This window comes from Nonomuraea sp. NPDC050328 (assembly GCF_044459405.1).
Taxonomy (GTDB): domain Bacteria; phylum Actinomycetota; class Actinomycetes; order Streptosporangiales; family Streptosporangiaceae; genus Nonomuraea.
In genome coordinates, this window is the sequence record NZ_JBITIW010000004.1 from 303992 (window position 1) to 324477 (window position 20486).

Below are 20486 nucleotides of genomic sequence, written 5' to 3' on the forward strand. Positions count from 1 at the left end.
GAAGGCGTGACGACGACTGTGGACGAGCTGGCGAGGCGCTTCGAGGACGACCGGGCGCACCTGCGGGCGGTGGCCTACCGGATGCTCGGCTCGCTTGCCGAGGCCGAGGACGCCGTCCAGGAGGCGTGGTTCCGGCTGAGCCGTACCGATGTGAGCGAGGTCGGCAACCTGACCGGCTGGCTGACGACGGTGGTCGGGCGGATCTGCCTCGACCTGCTGCGGGCGCGGGCGGCGCGGCCCGAGGAGGTCGGCGAGGCGCACGTGCCGGACCCGGTGGTCAGCCCGGTGGACGGGGCGGACCCCGAGCACGAGGCCCTGGTGCGGGACGCGGTGGGCCTGGCGCTGCTGGTCGTCCTGGAGGAGCTGGCGCCCGCCGAGCGGCTGGCGTTCGTGCTGCACGACATGTTCGGGATGCCGTTCGAGGAGATCGCGCCGATCGTGGAGCGCAACCCGGCCGCCACCCGGCAGCTCGCCAGCCGGGCCAGGCGGCGGGTACGGCAGGCGCGCGTGGTGCCGGACGCGGATCTCGCCCTGCAGCGCGAGGTCGTGGAGGCCTTCATGGCCGCCTCCCGGGAGGGCGACTTCGACGCGCTGGTCGAGCTGCTCGACCCGGAGGTCGTGTTGCGCGCCGACTACGGCGCCGAGCCGGTGGGCGCCTCCAAGTGGGTGCGCGGTGCCCACCAGGTCGCCGCCACGGCGCTCACCTTCCGCCGCCTGGCCGCCTACCAGCGGCTCGCGCTGGTCAACGGCGGGCTGGGGCTGGTGTCGTTGCCCGGCGGCAAGCCGTTCGCGGTGCTGGGGTTCACCGTGGTGGACGGCCGGATCGTGGAGATCGACGTCCTGGCCGACCCGGCGCGGATGGCCGTGCTCGCCCTCCCCGACCTCGGCTGACCCGGGGCCATCAATGTGCACGGTCATCAAATTTTTCACTTGTCCACCAGCTTTTTCCTGCCCAGAGCTCCCGCAAAGCCACCTCGGAGTGCTTAACTCTTAGGAAGGTTTCCTTTTAATTCCTGCTCACCCCCCAGGAGTTGAAGTGCGCAAAACCATGTTCGCCGCCACTGCGGCGGCGACTGGAGCCCTGGTCCTGCTTCCGGCCAGTGCAGCCAACGCCCACGGCACGATGTCCAATCCGCCCAGCAGGGTCTACGTCTGCAAGAACGAAGGCCCTGAGACGCCCAAGTCCGCCGCCTGCAAGGCCGCGGTGGCCGCGGGCGGCACCCAGGCCTATTACGACTGGAACGAGGTCTCCCTGCTCGAAGCGGGCGGCCGGCACCGCGAGCTCATCCCCGACGGCAAGCTGTGCAGCGCCGGGCGCGAGAAGTACCGTGGGCTCGACCTGCAGCGAGCCGACTGGCCCGCCACCAGCGTGCGCCCCGGCGCGTTCACGCTGACCTACCACGCCACCGCGCCGCACTCGGCGAGCAACTTCGAGTTCTACATCACCCGCGACGGCTGGAACCCCACCATGCCGCTGCGCTGGTCGGACCTGGTGCACATCCGCACCTTCAACGCCCAGAACCCGACGACCTTCACCAACTGGACGATCAACCTGCCGCAGCGCTCCGGCCGGCACATCCTGTACTCGATCTGGCAGCGCGTCGTGGGCAGCAACGAGGCCTTCTACACCTGCTCCGACGTGGACTTCGGCGGCCCGACCCCGACCTCCAGCCCCACGCCGACCCCCACCTCCAGCCCGACGTCGAGCCCCACGCCGAGCCCGACCACCAGCCCCACGCAGCCCGGCGGCACCTGGAAGTCCGGCACCGCCTACCGCCAGGGTGACCGCGTCAGCTACAACGGGTCGACCTACGAGTGCCTTCAGCCGCATACTGCCATCCAAGGCTGGGAACCCCCCAACGTTCCCGCGTTGTGGCGAAGGGTCTGATGAGACGTCTAACCGTGGCCGTCCTGCTGCTGCCGGCTCTGCTCGGCGGCTGCGGGACGGCCCAGCCCGCGGCCGAGCCGGTCAACGCCGACGACGTCATGTTCCTGCAGATGATGATCCCGCACCACCGGCAGGGCCTGGAGATCGTCAAGCTGGCCCGCGACCGCGGCAAGCACCCCGAGCTCAAGACCCTCGCGGCGGCCATCGAGACCACCCAGGGCGACGAGATCGCGAACATGAGCGCCTGGCTGCACGACTGGGACCAGCCGCTGGCCGCCCCCACCGACGCGCACGCCGGGCACGACGTGCCCGAGACCGACCTGCGGCAGATCACCGCGCTGCGCAAGTCGAAGACCTTCGACCGCGACTTCCTCCTGCTCCTCATCGCCCACCAGGACGACGCCGTGCAACTCGCCCTCAAGGAGGGGTACGGCGGAGCCAACCCCAAGGTGAAGGCGTGGGCCAAGCAGGTCGAGAAGTCCCGCCTGCAGCAGATCCAGATCATGAAGGGCCTGCTGGAGCAGATGTCCTGACCTCCCCGGCGCGAGGTGGCGGGTTCCCCCGCACGGGGGAACCGCAGACCCGCCCGCCGGTCGTAGCGTCGGCGGACATGACCCCACCGCTTCCCGCCCGCCCCTGGCCGGCGTGGCTGCTGGCCCTGCTGTTCCTCGGCTACGCGGCAGGCAAGGCCGTCTTCGCCGTGCAGGGCCGTCTGGGCTTTCCCGGCGGGCCGCCGGTTTCGGCGGAGGAGGCGGCCGCCTACTTCCTGGAGCCGGGACCGGCGCAGGGGCTCGCCGCGCTCTCCGGCCTGCTGGGGGCCTGCGTGGTGCTGGCGACGGTCACCCCGCCGGGCCGCCGGATCCCTCGCCGGGTGCTGCTCGCCGCGCTCGGGGTGCTGGCCCTGGCGACCGGCGGCGGCGCGGGCATCATGATTCTCGACGGATTCCTCGGCCTGGGCGTCGGCTGGCGCTGGTACCACGGCCTCCTCGGCGTGGTGGTGCTCGCCCTGCTGGTCGAAACGGTGCGGAGATACGTGCGCAAGGTCCCCGTGCGTACTATCCAAATCGGTACATAATGGTTGCCCATGGCGCAAGAATCCGAGGACAAGCAGGTCAAGCCCGCCGAGCCGAGCGACAACCTGGTCACCACGCGGCACACCCTCCCGACCGGCGCGGCCTACACCGCGACCACCGGAACCTACGTGTTGCGCGAGGAATCGTTCACCGACGGCAAATTCGACGGGCTGAAGGCCAAGGCGGAGGTCTTCGTCACCTCCTACACCCTGGACGGCGCCGACTCCAAGACCCGGCCGGTCACCTTCGCCTTCAACGGCGGGCCGGGATCCTCCAGCGTCTGGCTGCACCTGGGCGTGCTCGGGCCCCGGCGGATCGTCATGGGCGACGCGGGGAGCCTGCTGCCTCCGCCGTACGGGCTGGCCGACAACGCCGAGACGCTGCTGCTGGAGAGCGACCTGGTCTTCATCGACCCGGTCTCCACCGGCTACTCCCGCGCGGCCGAGGGCGAGCAGGCCGAGCCGTACCACGGGTTCACCGGCGACCTGGAGTCGGTCGGCGAGATCATCCGGCTGTGGACGACGCGGAACGGGCGCTGGATGTCGCCGAAGTTCCTGGCCGGTGAGTCCTACGGCACGCTCCGCGCCGCGGCGCTCGCCGAGTACCTGCAGACCCGGTACTCGATGTACCTCAACGGCCTGATGCTGATCTCCAGCGTGCTGGACATGGGCACGATCGACTTCACCCCCGGCAACGACCGCCCCTACGCGCTCTTCCTGCCGACGTATGCGGCCATCGCGCACTACCACGGCCTGCACGGCGACCGCGAGCTCGCCGACGTGCTGCGCGAGGCCGAGGAGTACGCCGAGCGCGACTACCTGTGGGCGCTGGCGCGCGGCACGCGGCTGAGCGCCGAGGAGCGGGCCGCCGCGGTCGCCAAGGTGGCCTCCCTGTCGGGGCTGTCGGAGGACTACGTCGACCGGGTGAACCTGCGCATCGAGCACATCCGCTTCTTCACCGAGCTGCTGCGCGACCGGCGCAGGACCGTCGGCCGGCTCGACGGCCGCTTCACCGGCTGGGACGACGACTCCGGCCGCGAGCACTTCAGCTACGACCCCAGCATGAGCGCGATCATGGGGCCGTACAGCGCGGCGCTCAACCACTACCTGCACACCGAGCTGGGCTACTCCAACGACCTGCCGTACGAGATCCTCACCGGGCGGGTGCGGCCCTGGTCGTACAAGGAGTTCGAGAACGCGCACGTCTTCGTGGCCGACAAGCTCGGCGCGGCGATGCGGCACAACCCGCACCTGCGGGTGCACGTCGCCTGCGGCTACCACGACGGCGCCACGCCGTACTTCGCCGCCGAGGAGACCTTCGCGCGGTTGCCCATCCCGGCGGAGCTGGCGGGCAACATCGAGTTCAAGTACTACGAGGCCGGACACATGATGTACGTCCACGAGGACAGCCGCCTCCAGCAGTCGGCCGACCTCGCCGCCTTCGTCCGGGCGGGCCGTCCCGAGGTCAGCGCCTGACCGAGCGGAGCACGACGAACTTGGGGTCGCCCGCGACGACCTCGCAGTTGCCGAACAGGCGGCGCAGCTTGACGTGGTAGCCGAGGTGCCGGTTGCCCACGACCCAGAGCTCGCCGCCCCGGCGCAGGGCCGCGCGGGCGCCGGTGAACATGCGCCAGGCGGTGCCGTCGGTGACGCCGCGGTGGCTGTGGAAGGGCGGGTTGTTCAGCACGAAGTCCACCGAGCCGGGTGGGAAGCCGGACAGCCCGTCACCGACCACGAACTCGGCCTTGCCGTCGCAGTTGTCGCGGAAGGTCGCCTCGGCGGAGGCGACCGCCTGGTAGGACTCGTCGAGGAAGAGCACCTCCTCGGGCGTCCCGGACAGCGCGGCGGCCAGGCCCACCACGCCGTTGCCGCAGCCGAGGTCGACGACGCGGCCGCCGTCGATCCGCGGCAGGTGCTTGAGGAAGAAGCGGGTGCCGAGGTCGAGGCGGTCGGCGCAGAAGATGCCCGCGTGGTTGGTGACCGTACGCCCGGACAGCACGCCGACGTCGTCCGGCAGCGCGTAGCGCAACGGCCACGGGTTGGCCAGCCGGGGGAGCGCCGGGTCGGGGGTGCAGTGGATCAGCCGCGCCTTGCGCTCGGCGAGCGAGGTCCTGGTGGGACCGAGGATGCGCTCGAACAGCCGCAGCGTCGAGGTGTGGATCTCGGTGACCATGCCGGTGCCCATGATCAGCGTGTCCGCGTGCACCGCCGGGGCCAGCCGGGTGAGCTGGTCCTCCAGCAGCGCGAGGCTCTTGGGCACCCGCACCAGCAGCGCGTCGATGCGCTCGGGCGGCGTGTCGCGGGTGGACAGCAGCCGGACGGCGCCCTGGTCGAGGCCGTTGCGGTCGAGGTTGGCGAGCGTGGCCTGCTGGGTGAGGAACGAGTCGGTGATCTGGGTGAGCGGCCCTTGCGCGGCGAGCGCCGTCGCCAGGGCGCCCCAGCGGTCGCCCACGACGGTCGGCGCGGTGACCGGGGGCAGCTCGCGCAGGAGGTACTCGTCGGCCGCGTCCCAGGCGCGCAACTGCTCGCGGGGGTGGTCGGGGAAGCGCCTGAGCTCGAACTCGTTCATCGGTCCCGAGGGTACCCCGCCACACTCACCCCGCCGGACTTGCCGGGCTTCGCGGCCCGGGGCCGATAGCGTCGCTGACATGCAGATTCTCGTCATCGGCGCAACAGGAATGATCGGCTCGCGGGTGGTCGCGGAGGCGCTGCGGCGCGGGCACCGGGTCACCGGAGCGACGCGCAGCGGCGCGGACGGCACGAAGGTCGTCCAGGCCTCCGACCCGAAGGCCGTCGCCGAACTCGCCAAGGGACACGACGCGGTGGTGATGGCGGTCTCGCCGCCGCGCGACGGCTCGGAGCCGGTCGGCCCCTTCCTGGCCGACGGCCGCGGCGTGCTCACCGGCACGCACGACGCCCGGGTCGGCCGGCTGGTGATCGTCGGCGGCGCGGGCAGCCTGGAGGTGGCTCCGGGGCTGCCGCTGATGGACACCCCCGACTTCCCGCCCGCCTACCGGGGCGAGGCCCTGGCGCAGGCCGCGCTCCTGGACGAGGTGCGCAAGGAGACCAACCTCGACTGGACCTACCTGTCCCCGGCCCCGGAGATCGGGCCCGGCGAGCGCACCGGCGCCTACCGGCTCGGCGGCGACCAGCTCATGACCGGCGCCTCCGGCAAGAGCTTCATCAGCGCGGAGGACTACGCGGTCGCGCTGGTCGACATCCTGGAGAAGGACCTGGGGGTGCGCCAGCGCGTCTCAGTGGTCGGCTAGCGAACGGGGGGCGGAGGTCGCACCACTACAGTGAGCCGCGTGAATTTCATGGGATTGGTAGTCGGTGCGACTTTCGGCCTGGTTTTCGTGCTGGTGAACGCCGGCGAGCCGTTGCCGTTCTGGCTCGCCACGGCGCTGCAGATCCTGGCGATCGTCGGCTATCTGGCGATGTTCGTCCTGGGCCAGCTCGGCTTGAAGAAGCACGGCCGTCCCGAGGCCGACCCGGCCGGCCGGCAGTCGTACGGCAAGGGGTTCTGGATCACCGTCGTGATCGAGTTCGCGCTCATCTTCGGCGGCCTCTACGCGCGCGCCCAGACCGACCTGCCGCCCGAGACGAACGTGGCCTGGATCGCCCTGGTCGTGGGCCTGCACTTCGTCGTCTTCTGGAAGATCGGCTGGGACTTCGTCATCGCCATCCCGGGCTTCATCCTCACCGCCCTCGGCCTGATCGGCCTGGTCATGGTCTTCACCCCCGCGCTCGCCTGGACGCCGATCGTCAGCGGCGTGCTGGCCGGCGTCGTCCTGCTCGGCGGCACCCTGTCGGCGGTGGCCGACCACTACCGCACCGGGCGATAAATGGGATGACCCTCCCCTCGACAGCCGGGTAACCTGCGCGGGGACCTGGGGAGGGAATTCACAATGGGCCACGTCGAGGTGGGTCATCTGACCTACGTGCTGCCCGACGGCCGTCCGCTGCTCAACGACGTCTCCTTCCGCATCGGCGAGGGCGTCAAGGCGGCACTCGTCGGACCCAACGGGGCGGGCAAGACCACGCTCATGCGCCTCATCGCCGGCGACCTGCAGCCGGTGGAGGGCAGCGTGGCCAGCTCGGGCGGGCTCGGCGTGATGCGCCAGTTCATCGGCTCGGTGCGCGACGGCTCCACCGTGCACGACCTGCTGCTCAGCGTGGCCCCTCCCGCGGTACGGCAGGCGGCCGAGCGGCTGGAGCGGGCCGAGCTGGCGATGATGGAGCGCGAGGACGAGAAGACCCAGGTGCGCTACGCCCAGGCGATCAGCGACTACACCGACGCCGGGGGCTACGACATCGAGGTGCTCTGGGACACCTGCACGGTGGCCGCGCTCGGCGTGCCGTACGATCGCGTGAAATATCGGGACGTGTCGACGCTGTCGGGCGGCGAGCAGAAGCGCCTGGTCCTGGAGGCCCTGCTCCGCGGCCCCGACCAGACCCTGCTGCTCGACGAGCCGGACAACTACCTCGACGTCCCCGGCAAGATCTGGCTGGAGCAGGCGCTCAAGGAGACCCCCAAGACCGTGCTGCTGGTCAGCCACGACCGGCAACTGCTGGCCAACGCCGCCGACCGCATCGTCACCGTCGAGTCCGGGAACATCTGGATCCACGGCGGCGGCTTCGGCACCTACGTCGCCGCCCGCAAGGCCCGCAACGAGCGCCTCGACGAGCTGCGCCGCCGCTGGGACGAGGAGCACGCCAAGCTCAAGGCCCTGGTCAACATGCTCAAGAACAAGGCCAGGTACAACGACGGCATGGCCCCGGCCTACCACGCCGCCCAGACCCGGCTGCGCAAGTTCGAGGAGGCCGGCCCGCCCGAGGTCGCGCCCAAGGACCAGCTCATCTCCATGCGCCTCAAGGGCGGCCGCACCGGCAAGCGCGCGGTCATCTGCGAGCGCCTGGAGCTCACCGGCCTGATGAAGCCCTTCGACCTGGAGATCTGGTACGGCGAGCGGATCGCCGTGCTCGGCTCCAACGGCTCGGGCAAGTCGCACTTCCTGCGGCTGATCGCCGGCGAGCCGGTCAACCACACCGGCGTCGCCCGGCTCGGCGCCCGCGTCGTGCCCGGCCACTTCGCGCAGACGCACTCCCGTCCCGACCTGCTCGGCCGCACGCCGTGCGAGATCGTGATGACCGAGCACGCCCGGCTCAAGAACGAGGCGATGAAGACGCTGGCCCGCTACGAGCTCGCCGGGCGGGTGGCCGAGCAGCGCTTCGAGACGTTGTCGGGCGGCCAGCAGGCGCGGCTGCAGATCCTGCTCCTGGAGCTGTCCGGCGCCACGTTGCTCCTGCTCGACGAGCCGACCGACAACCTCGACCTGGCCAGTGCCGAGGCGCTCCAGGAGGGCCTCGACGCCTTCGACGGCACCGTCGTGGCCGTGACGCACGACCGCTGGTTCGCCGAGGACTTCGACCGGTATCTGGTGTTCGGGGCGGACGGCAAGGTGTACGAAGCGCCCGAACCCGTATGGGACGAGAGCAGAGTGGTGCGAGCCCGTTAAAGAGTTGGTACGGCAGGCGCGTGTCCCGCGCTTGCCGTACCAAGAAAGCGGCTACTACCGAATACGTGCGTATCACCGTCCTTGCCCTGGGCCTGCTGTGCCTCGCCGGGTGTTCCACCGGCACCGAGCCGGCGCCCGTCCAGCTCAAGCCGCTCGCCCTCGCCGAGCAGGCCTCGACAGTCGTGAAATCGGGCGACGGTTACGTCGTCAACTGGGCCGGAGTGCTCAGCAACGCCAACCCGTGGCACTTCGGCGAGCACGTCGTGGCCACCGTGGTCGGCCGGGACGCCAAGGGCGCCGAGGTGGTCCGGATGGACCAGCCGCTCGACGCCGTGCCCCCGGGCGGCAAGCTGGCCTTCACCGGCCAGGCGACCGCCGCCGCCAAGCCGGAGAAGGTGAGCATCGAGTACGGCCAGGCGCAGTGGCGGCCGGCCGGGCGCATCGTCTCGTCGTTCAAGGCCTTCCCGGCCTCGCGCGTCCAGACGCTCAAGCAGAAGGACGGCAGCTACCTGATCACCGGCGCGGTGGCCAACCCCTACCGCACCCCGGCGGGCAGCCTCGTCGTCAGCGCGCTGGTGCGCGACAGCGCCGGCAAGCTGCTGGGCGGCGGGAGCACCTTCGTCGACAACGTGAAGGCGGGCTACACACCGCGCTTCCTGCTCACCATCGAGGGGTTGAAGGACCCGGCGGCGGTGGCCAAGACCGAGGTCGTGGTGCGCACCTGGGGCTCGACCGGCCGGCCGTACGAGGAGCTGGCGCTGGGCGGCGCGGTGCCGGTGCACACGGTCAAGCCGACGACCGAACCGTTCCTGCGCGACCGGGGACGTCAGCCTCTTCCGACGGATCAGTAAGCACGTGACGGCGCGGCAATTCGCCAGCAAATAGCCTGATAAATCAGGCATTTGAATGGTGTGATTGACGCGCCGTACAAATTGCCGACCTCTTTTGTCATTGGCGGAGAAAACGTAGAACTGCAAGTTACCGATCCATTACCGTCTGTCGCATGAATGACCGCGTCCTGGTCGAGGCCCTCCGCTCCCGCGACCCGGGAGCCCTCGCCGCGCTCTACGACTCCCACGCCGAAGGCGTCTACAGCTATTGCTGGTCCCTCCTGCTCAGCGGCGACAGCGCCCAGGTGGCCCTGCGCGACACCCTGATCGCCGCCGAGGCGCACATCGCCAGGCTCGCCGATCCCGACCGGCTCCGGCCGTGGCTGTACGCGCTGGCCCGCGTCGAATGCCTGCGCCGCCGCCAGGCGGTGCCACCGGACCGCGAGGCCGAGGAGCCGCCGGAGCTCGACGACCCTGAGGACGCCGACCTGCGGGTCATGGCCTGGAACGCGGTCCGCAGCCTGGCCCCGGAGGACCGGGAGATCCTGGAGCTGACCGCCACGCACCGGCTGCCGATCACCGAGGTCGCCGCCGTCCTCGGCATCGGGCTGCGCCGCCTGGACGAGGACCTCGACGAGGCCCGCGAGCGGCTCAGGGACGCGATCACCGCCGAGATCCTGGCCCGCAAGGGCCCCTACGACTGCCCGCGCCGCGCGGTGCTCCTCACCGGGTTCGCCGGTGAGCTCACGCCCGAGATGCGCGACCACCTCGTCCGCCACCTGGCCCGGTGCACGCTGTGCGCGCCCCACCGGCTGCGCCAGGTCTCCGCCGCCCGCGTCTTCGAGCTGCTGCCCGGCATGTGGCTGCCCGAGTCGCTGCGGGTGCGCGTGCTGAGCTGCTTCGTCGACCCCGAGCTCGTGCCCTACCGCCGCTACGTGGCGCGCCGTTCGGCCGCCCTGGACGCCGCCGGATTTCCCGGCGCGGACGGAGGGCGGGCTCGGCGGTGGACTCAGGCGCTGGTGGGCTCGCTGGCGGGCGTCGCGGCGCTGATCGCCATCGTGGGCGTCTTCCACTACTTCGGGGCCGAGCCGCGTGCCCTGCCCGGGGTGGCCGGGGGCGCGTTGTCGCCGATCGGGGAGTCGCCCGGCATCCTGCTGCCGTGGCAGCCCGACCCGCTGGACACCGCGCTGCACGTCGAGCCGCTGCCCGACAGCCGCGACACCCGCCCGCTGGGACCCGGCGGACCGGGCGGACCTGGCGGGCTCGGCGGACCGGGCGGGCCGGTCGTGCCCGTGGCCGGGCCGGGGGCGCGGGCGCCGATCCCGCCCGTCGCGCCGCCCACGGTCCGTCCGGCGCCGACCGCCCGGCCCACCGGCCCGGCTCCCAGGCCGCAGCCCACGACCGCGCCGGCCCAGGGCGAGCCCGGACGGGCGCCCGGCCGCGACCACCACGGCGGCTCCACCCGCACGCCCTGCCCGCCCAAGAAACCCGCCCCCAAGCCCCCCGCCGACCGCCCGACCGACAAGCCCACGAGCAAGCCGACCGACCAGCCCACGGTCAAGCCTTCGGACCCGCCCCAGACCCCCACCCCGGCGCCCAGCAATCCCCCTGGCACGACCGAGCCGCCCGCCTCCACCCCCGAGCCGTCGAGCACGTGACCTCGGGCGCCGCCTTCGAGGTCCGGCTCGACCCGCAGCTCGGCGCCCGGGTCTGCCCCGGCGAGCTGCCGCCCGCCCTGGCCGCGCTGGTCCCGCGCAGCCAGCGGGCCGACTGGCCGACCTGGCTCGACCCCGGCCCGCGCATGCTCCGCGACGTGCTGGAACTGGCCCGGCTGCAGACCGCGCGCGGCCTGGCCGTACTGTCCTGGCTGGCCGGGGCCGAGACCCCGGCCGACCTCGGCTGGCTCTGGGCCACCCGGCGGCTCACCGGCCCGCGCCAGGAACGCATGTACGGCGCCGCCGCGGCCGTCCCCGACCCCGTGCTCGGCCTGGTCCTGGCCAACTGGACCTGGGCGCTCGACACCCGGCACGGCGGCCGGGTGATCGCCCCCTACCTCGCCGCGACCGCCTACCCCGGCGACGGCCACCAGGCCGCGCACGCCGCCATGACCCTGCTGCAGACCTACGACCGCCACCCCGAGGTGCGTGCCGCGGTCGCCGCCGCCTGGGCGACCGCCAAGGTCGGCACCGACTGGTGCAAGGCCGCCGAACTCCGCGCGGCCTACGGAAGTCCGACCCCGGTCTTCACCTACCCCCGTGGGGCGATCCCGCCGCCGATAGGCGTACGACCCTGGATCGAACGCCTTTTTCGCCTGCGATGATTACAGTGTGTAGTGGTTCAGGTGTGCTCTGTGTGACGAGTGGGCACAGTGAGTCCATGAGCCCGATCCGAGCTGGACTTTTGGCTGCGTGCCTGCTCGTGACGGTCTGCCCCCCGGCCGTTGCCGAGCCCGGCCCATCCGCTGACGACGTCGCCGACGCCCGGCGGGAGGTGCGCAGCCGTACCCGAGACCTGGGGGCGGTCAACGCGCGCCTGGCCGCCGCCCGCGCCCGCCTCGACGCGCTCGCCACCACCGCCGGGCGGCTGGTGGAGGCCTACAACGGGGAGAAGGTACGGCTGGCCCGGGCCGAACAGGCCCACCGCGACGCCCTCACCCGGCTGTCGGCCGCCGAGACCGCGATGGAGGCGGCCCGCGTCGAGGCGGCCCGGCTCGCGGGGGAGCTGTACGGCGGCGCAGACGTGAACCGCCCCTTCGTCGGGATGATCAACACCGACGGCTACCTGCACCGGGTCAGCGTGCTGCAGCAGATCGGCGGCGAGCGCGGCATGGTGCTGGTCCGCATGCGCGACAGCCGGCTCGTCGCCCAGGTGCTGCGCGAGGAGGCCGAACGCGCCCGGCGCGAGCAGCAGGCCGCGGCCGAACGTGCCGCGGCGGCCCAGCAGGCGGCCGAACGCGCGGTCGCCGAGCAGCTCAAGGAGACCGCGGCGCTCAAGGAGGAGCGGGAGGAGCTCGAGAGCGAGCTCGACGCCGCCCGCAGCGAGGCCGAACGCCTCGAACGCCGCAGGGCGGAGACTCTGGAACGGTCCAGTTTCGGCTACGTGTCGCTGGCCAGCGGTTCGGCGCGCGGGGACCTGGCCGCCAACTGGGCGCTCAGCCAGCTCGGCAAGCCGTACGTGTGGGCCGCCGACGGCCCGTCCAGCTACGACTGTTCGGGCCTGACGATGCGGGCGTGGGAGCGGGTGGGCGTCCGGCTCGACCACTGGACGGGCACCCAGTGGACCTCGGGGCCGCACGTGCCGCTCAACCAGCTCCGCCGGGGCGACCTGCTGTTCTTCGGCTACGTCAGCCGTGACCCCGGCACCATCCACCACGTGGGGATGTACATCGGCAAGGGCCTCATGGTGCACGCGCCGCAGACCGGGGACGTGGTCCGCGTCGCCTCGATGTGGCGACGCGACCTCGTCGGCGCCACCAGGCCGGCCGGTTAGGGCCGGCCCGGCGGGACCGGTGGACTAGTGGTGGCCGTGGCCGCCCTGGTCCTTGAGCCGCTGGAAGGAGCGCACGACCTCGGCCTCGGCCTCGACCCGGCCGACCCAGTTGGCGCCCTCGACCGACTTGCCCGGCTCCAGGTCCTTGTAGACCTCGAAGAAGTGCTGGATCTCCAGCCGGTCGAACTCCGGGACGTGATGGATGTCGCGGATGTGCTCCATGCGCGGGTCGGTGGCCGGGACGCACAGGACCTTGTCGTCGCCGCCCGCCTCGTCGGTCATCCGGAACATGCCGACCGCGCGGCAGGTGATGTAACAACCCGGGAAGGTCGGCTCCTGGAGCAGGACAAGTGCGTCCAGAGGGTCGCCGTCCTCACCGAGGGTGTTCTCGATGAAGCCGTAGTCTGCGGGGTACTGCGTGGAGGTGAACAGCAGCCGGTCAAGCCTGATCTTGCCGGTTTCGTGGTCCACTTCGTACTTGTTCCGTTGCCCCTTCGGAATCTCAACGACAACGTCGAACTCCACGGCGGTTCCTCCGCTTCACACCCGGACGGGCGTTAATGTCTCATAGGCGAATACGTACTTGGGAGAGATAGATGCGCGAGCGGTGGTTGGCACTCGCCACACTCGCCATGCTCCAGGTCGCGACCCTCGGCGCGGGCGCTTACGCGATCGCGAACGACGGTTTCAACCTGGACGCGATGACGAAACCGGCAACCCGGACCGAGCCGGTCGCCGAACCCCCCGTCGCACCCGTCATCACCTCCGGACCCGTGCTGGCCACAGGCGGTGACGGAACTCTCCCGACTAAGAGTACTTTGGCCAGCGAACTCACCGGCGCGCTGGGTGACAAAGCCCTGGGTCCCCACGTCGGAGCGGTCGTCATCGACGTCGCGACGGGGGAACGACTCTACGCCGCCAACGCCGACGAGGGCGTCATTCCCGCCTCGACAACCAAGATCGTAACGGGTGCCGCCGCGCTCGCCTCCCTCGGGCCCGACACCCGCCTCACCACCCGCGTCGTCCAGGGCCGCACCGCGAACACGATCGTCCTGGTCGGCGGCGGCGACCCGACGCTGGCCGGCCCGTCGGCCAAATCCTCGGGCGCCTACCCGCGCCCGGCGACGCTCGCGACGCTAGCCCAGCGCACCGCCGAGGCGCTCAAGGACAAGGGCCTCACCAAGGTCACGCTCTCCTTCGACGACTCCCTGTTCACCGGGCCGTCCAGCGCGTCCGGCTGGAAGTCCAACTACATCCCCGACGGCGAGGTCGCGCCGGTCACCGCCCTCATGATCGACTCGGGCAAGGCCAACCCCGCCCAGTCGGCGCCGCGCGTCGCCGACCCGTCCCGGCACGCCGCCACCGCCTTCGCCAAGCTCCTCGCCAAGTACGGCGTGAGCGTCGGCAAGACCGTCGCCGCCGCCACCGCGCCCGCGGGAGCGGCCGAGCTCGCCCAGGTCCAGTCCGCCCCCGTCTACGCGCTCGTGGAACGCACCCTGACCCGGAGCGACAACGACGTCGCCGAGGCGCTCGCCCACCACGTCGGGCTCAAGGAGGGCTTCGGCGGCTCCTTCGACGGCGGCATCAAGGGCGTGCAGCAGGCGCTCAAGCGCGTCGGCGTGACCAAGGGGATCGTGGTCACCGACGGCAGCGGCCTGTCCATCAAGAACCGGATCAGCGCCGGCGCGCTCGCCCAGCTCGTGGCCCTCGCCTCCTCACCCGCCCACACCGACCTGCGCGCCGTCGTCTCCGGCATGCCCATCGCCGGGTTCTCCGGCACGCTCGGCAACGGCCGCCGCTTCACCAGCCCGCAGAGCAAGACCGAGGTCGGCCTGGTCCGCGCCAAGACCGGCACGCTCAACAACGTCAACACCCTCGCCGGCTTCGCCACCACCCGCGACGGACGCCTGGTCAGCTTCGCCTTCCTGGCCGACAAGGTGCCCGTCTACGCCGAACCCGTTCTCGACCGGCTCGCCGCCATCGTCGCGCGCTCCTGAGCTAGCACGTACGGTGGACGGTATGCAGGTGATCGACTGGGATCTGGCCGTCGCTACCGGAACGCGCCTGGTACGCCCAGGCCCGCAGGTGAGCCGCGAAGAAGCCAGGCAAGCTGTATCCGAGCTGCGCACCCTTTCGCGCGAGGCCGAGGGCCACGTCCGGGAGTTCACGCAGATCCACACCGAGACCCCGCCCCAGCCCGCGACCATCGTCGACCGGCCGGGCTGGATCAAGGCCAACGTCGAGGGCTTCCGCGTCGTGCTGGAGCCGCTCACCGAGCGCATGTCCGCTCGCGACAACCCGCCACCCGCCATCGTCAGCGCCGTCGGCTCCCGCATCACGGGCGTCGAGGTCGGCGCCGTCCTGGCCTTCCTCGCCACGCGCGTCCTGGGCCAGTACGAGCTGTTCCTGCCGCCCGACCCCTCCGGCCGCGAGGCCGTCGGCCGGCTGACCCTGGTCGCGCCCAACATCGTCTCCGCCGAGCGCGAGCTCAACGTGCACTCGCGTGACTTCCGGCTGTGGGTCTGCCTGCACGAGGAGACCCACCGGGTGCAGTTCACCGGCGTGCCCTGGCTGCGGGAGTACGTCCGGGGGCAGATGACCGAGTTCCTGCTCGCCTCCGACCTCGACCTGCCGACCCTGCTCGAACGGCTCCGCAACGCCGCCGACACGGTGGCGGACGTGGTGCTGCGCGAAGGCGAGGGCAACCTCATCGAGGCCATCCAGACGCCGGAGCAGAAGGCCATCCTCGACCGGCTCACCGCGGTGATGACCCTGGTCGAGGGGCACGGCGACTACGTCATGGACGCGGTCGGGCCGGCTGTCGTGCCCTCCGTGGTGGACATCCGGGCCAAGTTCCAGCAGCGGCGGGCCGCTGGGGGGCGGGTCGATCGCACGATCAAGCGGCTGCTCGGGCTTGAGCTCAAGATGAAGCAGTACGCGCAGGGGTCGGCCTTCGTGCACGCCGTGGTGGGGAAGGTGGGGATGGAGGGGTTCAACAAGATCTGGACCTCGCCTGAGACGCTGCCGACCATGGACGAGATCTCCGACCCGGACGCCTGGACCCGTCGGGTTGTGGGGACGGACGCGCTTCCGGCCTGACCTTGGTTTCGTGCGGGCTGGGGTTACTGCGGGCACTCTCCCCGTAACTCCGGCCCGCCGTACCCCCTCATCCCTGAGTTTCGGGCTGAGGGGGACTTTGGATGTCCTTCCGAGATCCACCCCAGCCGTCCTCCTCCTTCCTCTCAAAATCCACCCCAGCCCCGTACGGCGGGGCCCGGCACGGCCAGAATGAGCCCATGGGTCCACACCCGGCCGTGGCGGATGTACGGCGAGCAGTGCGGGAGTGCCTGGCCGACCTGAAAGTGGGCGACCTGGTCCTCGTGGCATGCAGCGGCGGCGCCGACTCCCTGGCCCTGGCCGCCGCGACCGCGTTCAGCGCACCGAGGATGAACCTCAGGGCAGGCCTGGTGACGGTGGACCACAACCTCCAGCCAGGCTCGGCCGAACAGGCGAGGAAGGTCACCGACCTCCCCCTCGACGGCCTGGAGTTCGCCGAGATCGCCAACGCCCAGGTGGGCACGGAAGGCGGCCCGGAGGCGGCGGCCCGGGAAGCCCGCTACGAAGCCCTGGCCAAGGCCGCAGACCGGCACGGGGCGGCGGCGGTCCTGCTGGGCCACACCAGGGACGACCAGGCCGAAACCGTCCTGCTGGGCCTGGCCAGAGGCAGCGGTCTCCGCTCCCTGGCCGGAATGGCCCAGGTCAACGGCCGCTACCGCAGACCCCTGCTCGCGCTGAGCCGGGCCACCACGGTCGCGGCCTGCGAGGCGCTCGGCCTGACCCCGTGGGCCGACCCGCACAACGAGGACCCGAGATACACCCGCGTCCGGGTGCGCACCACCGTCCTGCCCACCCTCGAACACGAGCTGGGCCCCGGCGTCGCCGAGGCGCTCGCGCGCACGGCCGACCTGGCGCGGGCGGACGCGGACGCGCTCGACGAGTGGGCCGCGACGGCCTACCACGATTGCGCTCTAAGCGATATCCCGACGCTTGCCGTACCCCCGCTGGAAGCCCTCCCGGCGGCGGTCCGCCGGCGGGTCCTGCGCCGGGCGGCGATCGCCGCCGGAGCGCCCGCCAGCGCCCTCACAGCGGGCCACGTCCTGGCGGTGGAGCGGCTGGTGACCGCCTGGCACGGGCAGAAACGCGTTGACCTGCCCGGGGGTCATGGCGTGGTTCGGCGGTATGGCACCCTGGTGTTCGACCAGCCACCCGTCGAGTAAGGAATCCCAGGTGCACGCAGCCGACATGGGCAAAGACCTGGAGAAGGTCCTCATTCCCGAGGACGAGCTCCAGGCCAAGATCAAGGAGCTCGCGGCCCGGATCGACGCCGACTACGCGGGCCAGGAACTGCTGCTCGTCGGCGTGCTGAAGGGCGCGGTCATGGTGATGGCCGACCTGGCCAGGGCGCTGAGCACGCCCATCCAGATGGACTGGATGGCCGTCTCCTCCTACGGCGCGGGCACCAAGTCCTCGGGCGTCGTGCGGGTGCTGAAGGACCTGGACACCGACATCATGGGCCGCCACGTGCTCATCGTCGAGGACATCATCGACTCCGGCCTGACCCTGCACTGGCTGCTGGAGAACCTGAAGTCGCGCAACCCGGCCTCGCTGGAGATCTGCACGGCGCTGCGCAAGCCCGACGCGGTGAAGGTCCCGATCGACGTGAAGTACGTCGGTTTCGACATCCCCAACGAGTTCGTCATCGGGTACGGCCTCGACTACGCCGAGCGTTACCGCAACCTGCCCTTCATCGGCACGCTCGCACCGCACGTCTATAGCGGCGAATAGCGCGGGAACACAAGGCGACCTGACGTACGTTGGTAGGGCAAGGCCAGTGGCGCGGACGGTGCCCCCGTGCGCGCCGCCGGTGTACCTTCTGACACTTAGAGGATTTCCCTCTGGGTAGTCAGTAGGAGCGGCATCCGCCGCGGCCCCCGGTCACCGAGGGTTTTCAGGCCATGGTCAGGAAGGGACGGGCCCGCAAGGGGTTCCGCATCGGATGGATCTCAAGCGATTTACACGTGGGCCACTGCTGTGGATCCTGGGCATCGTCGTGCTGCTCCTGCTCGTCACCTCGCTCTGGAGCAGCGACGGCAATTTCAAGCAGGCCGACACCTCGACGGCGCTGAAGCAGATCCGGGACGGCAACGTCGCGGTGGCCAAGGTGGTCGACAAGGACATGCGGATGGAGCTCACGCTCAACTCCGCGATCCCGGTCAAGCAGAACGACACCCCCACCAACCGCATTCAGGCCTCCTGGGTCACGGGTCAGGGCCCGCTCCTGGTCGAGGAGCTGGACAAGCAGGTCCAGGCCGGTAAGACCAAGAGCTACACCGTCGAGGTCCCCCAGGAGAACTTCCTGGTCGGCCTCCTGATCAGCTTCCTGCCGATCGTCATCATCGTGCTGCTGTTCCTGTTCATCATGAACCAGATGCAGGGCGGCGGCTCGCGAGTCATGAACTTCGGCAAGTCCAAGGCGAAGCTGATCACCAAGGACACGCCCAAGACCACCTTCGCCGACGTCGCCGGCGCGGACGAGGCCATCGAGGAACTCCAGGAGATCAAGGAGTTCCTGCAGGCCCCCGCCAAGTTCCAGGCGATCGGCGCCAAGATCCCCAAGGGCGTGCTGCTCTACGGCCCGCCCGGCACCGGCAAGACCCTGCTCGCCCGCGCGGTCGCGGGTGAGGCGGGCGTGCCGTTCTACTCCATCTCCGGCTCCGACTTCGTCGAGATGTTCGTCGGCGTCGGCGCCAGCCGCGTGCGCGACCTGTTCGAGCAGGCCAAGGCGAACGCGCCCGCGATCATCTTCATCGACGAGATCGACGCCGTCGGCCGTCACCGCGGCGCCGGCCTGGGCGGCGGTCACGACGAGCGCGAGCAGACGCTCAACCAGCTCCTCGTCGAGATGGACGGCTTCGACGTCAAGGGCGGCGTGATCCTCATCGCCGCGACGAACCGGCCCGACATCCTCGACCCGGCGCTGCTGCGTCCCGGCCGTTTCGACCGGCAGGTCACCGTCGACCGTCCCGACCTGGAGGGCCGCAAGGGCATCCTCAAGGTCCACGGCCGCGGCAAGCCGTTCGCGCCCGACGTCGACCTCGACGTCATCGCCCGCCGTACGCCGGGCTTCACCGGCGCCGACCTGGCGAACGTGATCAACGAGGCCGCCCTGCTCACCGCGCGGGCCGACCAGAAGCTGATCACGATGGAGCTGCTGGAGGAGTCGATCGACCGCGTCATGGCGGGCCCGGAGCGCAAGACCCGGGTCATGTCGGACAAGGAAAAGAAGATGATCGCCTACCACGAGGGCGGTCACGCGCTCGTGGCGCACGCGCTTCCCAACGCCGACCCGGTGCACAAGATCACCATCCTGTCCCGGGGCCGCGCGCTCGGCTACACGATGACGCTGCCGATGGAGGACAAGTTCCTCGCGACGCGTTCGGAGATGATGGACCAGCTCGCGATGTTGCTCGGCGGCCGTGCGGCCGAGGAGCTCATCTTCCACGAGCCCACCACCGGCGCCTCCAACGACATCGAGAAGGCGACCTCGATCGCCCGCCGCATGGTCACCGAGTACGGCATGAGCGAGCAGCTCGGCGCCCGTAAGTTCGGCTCCGGCAACGGCGAGGTCTTCCTCGGCCGCGAGATGGGCCACGAGCGCGACTACTCCGAGAAGATCGCCTCCACGATCGACGAGGAAGTCCGCCGGATGATCGAGACCGCGCACGACGCGGCGTGGGACATCCTCGTCGAGTACCGCGACGTGCTCGACAACCTCGTTCTCCACCTGATGGAGAAGGAGACGCTCTCCCGCGACCAGGTGCTGCAGATCTTCGCCCCGGTGGTCGTCCGCGAGCACCGCCCGTCCTACGCGGGGTACGGCAAGCGGCTGCCCTCCGACCGGCCGCCGGTGCTGACGCCGAAGGAGCAGTCCGGCAACGGCTCGACCGCGGTGTCCTCGCTCAACCCCAAGGCCATCCAGCCGGGGGACGGCGCGTGAGCGTCGATCAGCCACGGATCGAGAAGGCCGTCCGCGAGATCCTGATCGCCATCGGCGAGGATCCCGACCGAGACGGCCTGCTCGACACCCCGTCCCGCGTGGCCCGCGCGATGACGGAGCAGTACTCCGGGCTGCACCAGACCCCCGAAGAGGTCCTGACCAAGGTCTTCGACGTCGACCACGACGAGATGGTGCTGGTTCGCGACATCGAGGTCTACTCGACGTGCGAGCACCACCTCGTCCCCTTCCACGGCGTGGCCCACGTGGGCTACATCCCCAACGAGAAGGGCCAGGTGACCGGGCTGTCCAAGCTCGCCCGCCTGGTCGACGTCTTCGCCCGGCGCCCGCAGGTGCAGGAGCGGATGACCTCGCAGATCGCCGACGCGCTCATGCGGGTGCTGGAGCCGCGCGGGGCGATCGTGATCATCGAGGCCGAGCACCTGTGCATGACCATGCGCGGTGTGCGCAAGCCGGGGGCCAAGACGCTCACCTCCGCGGTGCGCGGAGACTTCCGCAACAGCGACAAGACGAGGGCCGAGGCGATGGCCCTCATCCTGGGCCGCTGACGCCGGGTTTCGAGCGGGCGCCGGGGACTTCCCCGGCGCCCGCTCGCGCTTTCCGGGGGACCCCG

General features: G+C 70.9%; 20 protein-coding genes. 18 read left to right on the top strand and 2 right to left on the bottom strand.

What is annotated here, in order from left to right:
* Positions 1 to 6: 6 nt before the first annotated feature.
* The 5 genes from ACIBG7_RS17660 (at position 7) to ACIBG7_RS17680 (ending at position 4436) form a co-directional block, all read left to right on the top strand.
* Positions 7 to 891, top strand: a complete 885-nt coding sequence (locus ACIBG7_RS17660; protein ID WP_397336882.1) for a sigma-70 family RNA polymerase sigma factor — start codon at positions 7 to 9, stop codon at positions 889 to 891.
* 145 nt (positions 892 to 1036) lie between these two features.
* The gene (locus tag ACIBG7_RS17665) at positions 1037 to 1888 is read left to right on the top strand and encodes a lytic polysaccharide monooxygenase (protein ID WP_357929426.1); all 852 of its coding nucleotides are present in this window, start codon (positions 1037 to 1039) and stop codon (positions 1886 to 1888) included.
* Positions 1888 to 2421, top strand: coding sequence for a DUF305 domain-containing protein (locus ACIBG7_RS17670; RefSeq protein ID WP_357929425.1), 534 nt, complete (start codon positions 1888 to 1890; stop codon positions 2419 to 2421). Before ACIBG7_RS17665 ends, ACIBG7_RS17670 begins: the two co-directional genes overlap by 1 nt.
* A 77-nt stretch (positions 2422 to 2498) precedes the next feature.
* On the top strand, positions 2499 to 2963 hold the full coding sequence (locus ACIBG7_RS17675; RefSeq protein ID WP_397336884.1) for a hypothetical protein: 465 nt from the start codon (positions 2499 to 2501) through the stop codon (positions 2961 to 2963).
* A gap of 9 nt (positions 2964 to 2972) precedes the next feature.
* Positions 2973 to 4436 (top strand): peptidase S10, encoded by a 1464-nt coding sequence (locus ACIBG7_RS17680; RefSeq protein ID WP_357929420.1) that lies wholly within the window; start codon positions 2973 to 2975, stop codon positions 4434 to 4436.
* On the opposite strand, the gene ACIBG7_RS17685 is transcribed toward ACIBG7_RS17680, so the two are convergent.
* Entirely contained in the window at positions 4426 to 5529 is a 1104-nt protein-coding gene (locus ACIBG7_RS17685) for a methyltransferase (protein WP_357929417.1), read from the bottom strand. The genes ACIBG7_RS17680 and ACIBG7_RS17685 overlap by 11 nt on opposite strands.
* A gap of 79 nt (positions 5530 to 5608) precedes the next feature.
* Here ACIBG7_RS17685 and ACIBG7_RS17690 point away from each other — a divergent pair, with 79 nt between their 5' ends.
* The 7 genes from ACIBG7_RS17690 (at position 5609) to ACIBG7_RS17720 (ending at position 12798) form a co-directional block, all read left to right on the top strand.
* Entirely contained in the window at positions 5609 to 6229 is a 621-nt protein-coding gene (locus tag ACIBG7_RS17690) for an NAD(P)H-binding protein (protein ID WP_357929414.1), read from the top strand.
* A 48-nt stretch (positions 6230 to 6277) separates the two neighbouring features.
* Positions 6278 to 6805 (top strand): hypothetical protein, encoded by a 528-nt coding sequence (locus tag ACIBG7_RS17695; protein ID WP_357929411.1) that lies wholly within the window; start codon positions 6278 to 6280, stop codon positions 6803 to 6805.
* A 63-nt stretch (positions 6806 to 6868) separates the two neighbouring features.
* Entirely contained in the window at positions 6869 to 8479 is a 1611-nt protein-coding gene (locus ACIBG7_RS17700; RefSeq protein ID WP_357929408.1) for an ATP-binding cassette domain-containing protein, read from the top strand.
* A gap of 65 nt (positions 8480 to 8544) precedes the next feature.
* Positions 8545 to 9330 (top strand): hypothetical protein, encoded by a 786-nt coding sequence (locus ACIBG7_RS17705; RefSeq protein WP_357929405.1) that lies wholly within the window; start codon positions 8545 to 8547, stop codon positions 9328 to 9330.
* 152 nt (positions 9331 to 9482) lie between these two features.
* Positions 9483 to 10967, top strand: a complete 1485-nt coding sequence (locus ACIBG7_RS17710) for a hypothetical protein (RefSeq protein WP_397336885.1) — start codon at positions 9483 to 9485, stop codon at positions 10965 to 10967.
* Positions 10964 to 11629 carry a hypothetical protein gene (locus ACIBG7_RS17715; RefSeq protein WP_397336886.1) on the top strand — a complete coding sequence of 222 codons (666 nt, stop codon included), beginning with the start codon at positions 10964 to 10966 and terminating at the stop codon, positions 11627 to 11629. Before ACIBG7_RS17710 ends, ACIBG7_RS17715 begins: the two co-directional genes overlap by 4 nt.
* A gap of 56 nt (positions 11630 to 11685) precedes the next feature.
* Positions 11686 to 12798 (top strand): C40 family peptidase, encoded by a 1113-nt coding sequence (locus tag ACIBG7_RS17720; RefSeq protein WP_397336887.1) that lies wholly within the window; start codon positions 11686 to 11688, stop codon positions 12796 to 12798.
* A gap of 24 nt (positions 12799 to 12822) precedes the next feature.
* On the opposite strand, the gene ACIBG7_RS17725 is transcribed toward ACIBG7_RS17720, so the two are convergent.
* Positions 12823 to 13323, bottom strand: a complete 501-nt coding sequence (locus ACIBG7_RS17725; RefSeq protein ID WP_357929396.1) for an inorganic diphosphatase — start codon at positions 13321 to 13323, stop codon at positions 12823 to 12825.
* 71 nt (positions 13324 to 13394) lie between these two features.
* On the opposite strand from ACIBG7_RS17725, the gene dacB reads away from it, so the two are divergent.
* The 6 genes from dacB (at position 13395) to folE (ending at position 20421) form a co-directional block, all read left to right on the top strand.
* The gene (gene dacB, locus ACIBG7_RS17730) at positions 13395 to 14795 is read left to right on the top strand and encodes a D-alanyl-D-alanine carboxypeptidase/D-alanyl-D-alanine-endopeptidase (protein WP_397336888.1); all 1401 of its coding nucleotides are present in this window, start codon (positions 13395 to 13397) and stop codon (positions 14793 to 14795) included.
* A gap of 22 nt (positions 14796 to 14817) precedes the next feature.
* Entirely contained in the window at positions 14818 to 15897 is a 1080-nt protein-coding gene (locus tag ACIBG7_RS17735; RefSeq protein WP_357929391.1) for a zinc-dependent metalloprotease, read from the top strand.
* 197 nt (positions 15898 to 16094) lie between these two features.
* Complete coding sequence (tilS, locus tag ACIBG7_RS17740; protein WP_397336889.1) at positions 16095 to 17075, top strand: tRNA lysidine(34) synthetase TilS; 981 nt, start codon at positions 16095 to 16097, stop codon at positions 17073 to 17075.
* A 10-nt stretch (positions 17076 to 17085) separates the two neighbouring features.
* Positions 17086 to 17643 carry a hypoxanthine phosphoribosyltransferase gene (gene hpt, locus ACIBG7_RS17745; RefSeq protein ID WP_357929385.1) on the top strand — a complete coding sequence of 186 codons (558 nt, stop codon included), beginning with the start codon at positions 17086 to 17088 and terminating at the stop codon, positions 17641 to 17643.
* A gap of 211 nt (positions 17644 to 17854) precedes the next feature.
* The gene (gene ftsH / locus ACIBG7_RS17750) at positions 17855 to 19855 is read left to right on the top strand and encodes an ATP-dependent zinc metalloprotease FtsH (protein ID WP_357929382.1); all 2001 of its coding nucleotides are present in this window, start codon (positions 17855 to 17857) and stop codon (positions 19853 to 19855) included.
* On the top strand, positions 19852 to 20421 hold the full coding sequence (gene folE / locus ACIBG7_RS17755; RefSeq protein WP_357929379.1) for a GTP cyclohydrolase I FolE: 570 nt from the start codon (positions 19852 to 19854) through the stop codon (positions 20419 to 20421). The genes ftsH and folE overlap by 4 nt, the downstream gene beginning before the upstream one ends.
* The last annotated feature ends 65 nt before the right edge of the window (positions 20422 to 20486 follow it).

Excerpts from the sequence above, each read along its gene's own strand:
- ACIBG7_RS17710 (WP_397336885.1), top strand. The coding sequence starts at position 9,483 with ATGAATGACCGCGTCCTGGTCGAGGCCCTCCGCTCCCGCGACCCGGGA.
- tilS (WP_397336889.1), top strand. The coding sequence starts at position 16,095 with ATGGGTCCACACCCGGCCGTGGCGGATGTACGGCGAGCAGTGCGGGAG.
- ftsH (WP_357929382.1), top strand. The coding sequence starts at position 17,855 with ATGGATCTCAAGCGATTTACACGTGGGCCACTGCTGTGGATCCTGGGC.
- ACIBG7_RS17690 (WP_357929414.1), top strand. The coding sequence starts at position 5,609 with ATGCAGATTCTCGTCATCGGCGCAACAGGAATGATCGGCTCGCGGGTG.
- ACIBG7_RS17680 (WP_357929420.1), top strand. The coding sequence starts at position 2,973 with ATGGCGCAAGAATCCGAGGACAAGCAGGTCAAGCCCGCCGAGCCGAGC.
- ACIBG7_RS17685 (WP_357929417.1), bottom strand. The coding sequence starts at position 5,529 with ATGAACGAGTTCGAGCTCAGGCGCTTCCCCGACCACCCCCGCGAGCAG.
- ACIBG7_RS17695 (WP_357929411.1), top strand. The coding sequence starts at position 6,278 with ATGGGATTGGTAGTCGGTGCGACTTTCGGCCTGGTTTTCGTGCTGGTG.
- ACIBG7_RS17675 (WP_397336884.1), top strand. The coding sequence starts at position 2,499 with ATGACCCCACCGCTTCCCGCCCGCCCCTGGCCGGCGTGGCTGCTGGCC.
- dacB (WP_397336888.1), top strand. The coding sequence starts at position 13,395 with ATGCGCGAGCGGTGGTTGGCACTCGCCACACTCGCCATGCTCCAGGTC.
- ACIBG7_RS17670 (WP_357929425.1), top strand. The coding sequence starts at position 1,888 with ATGAGACGTCTAACCGTGGCCGTCCTGCTGCTGCCGGCTCTGCTCGGC.
- ACIBG7_RS17720 (WP_397336887.1), top strand. The coding sequence starts at position 11,686 with ATGAGCCCGATCCGAGCTGGACTTTTGGCTGCGTGCCTGCTCGTGACG.
- ACIBG7_RS17735 (WP_357929391.1), top strand. The coding sequence starts at position 14,818 with ATGCAGGTGATCGACTGGGATCTGGCCGTCGCTACCGGAACGCGCCTG.
- ACIBG7_RS17700 (WP_357929408.1), top strand. The coding sequence starts at position 6,869 with ATGGGCCACGTCGAGGTGGGTCATCTGACCTACGTGCTGCCCGACGGC.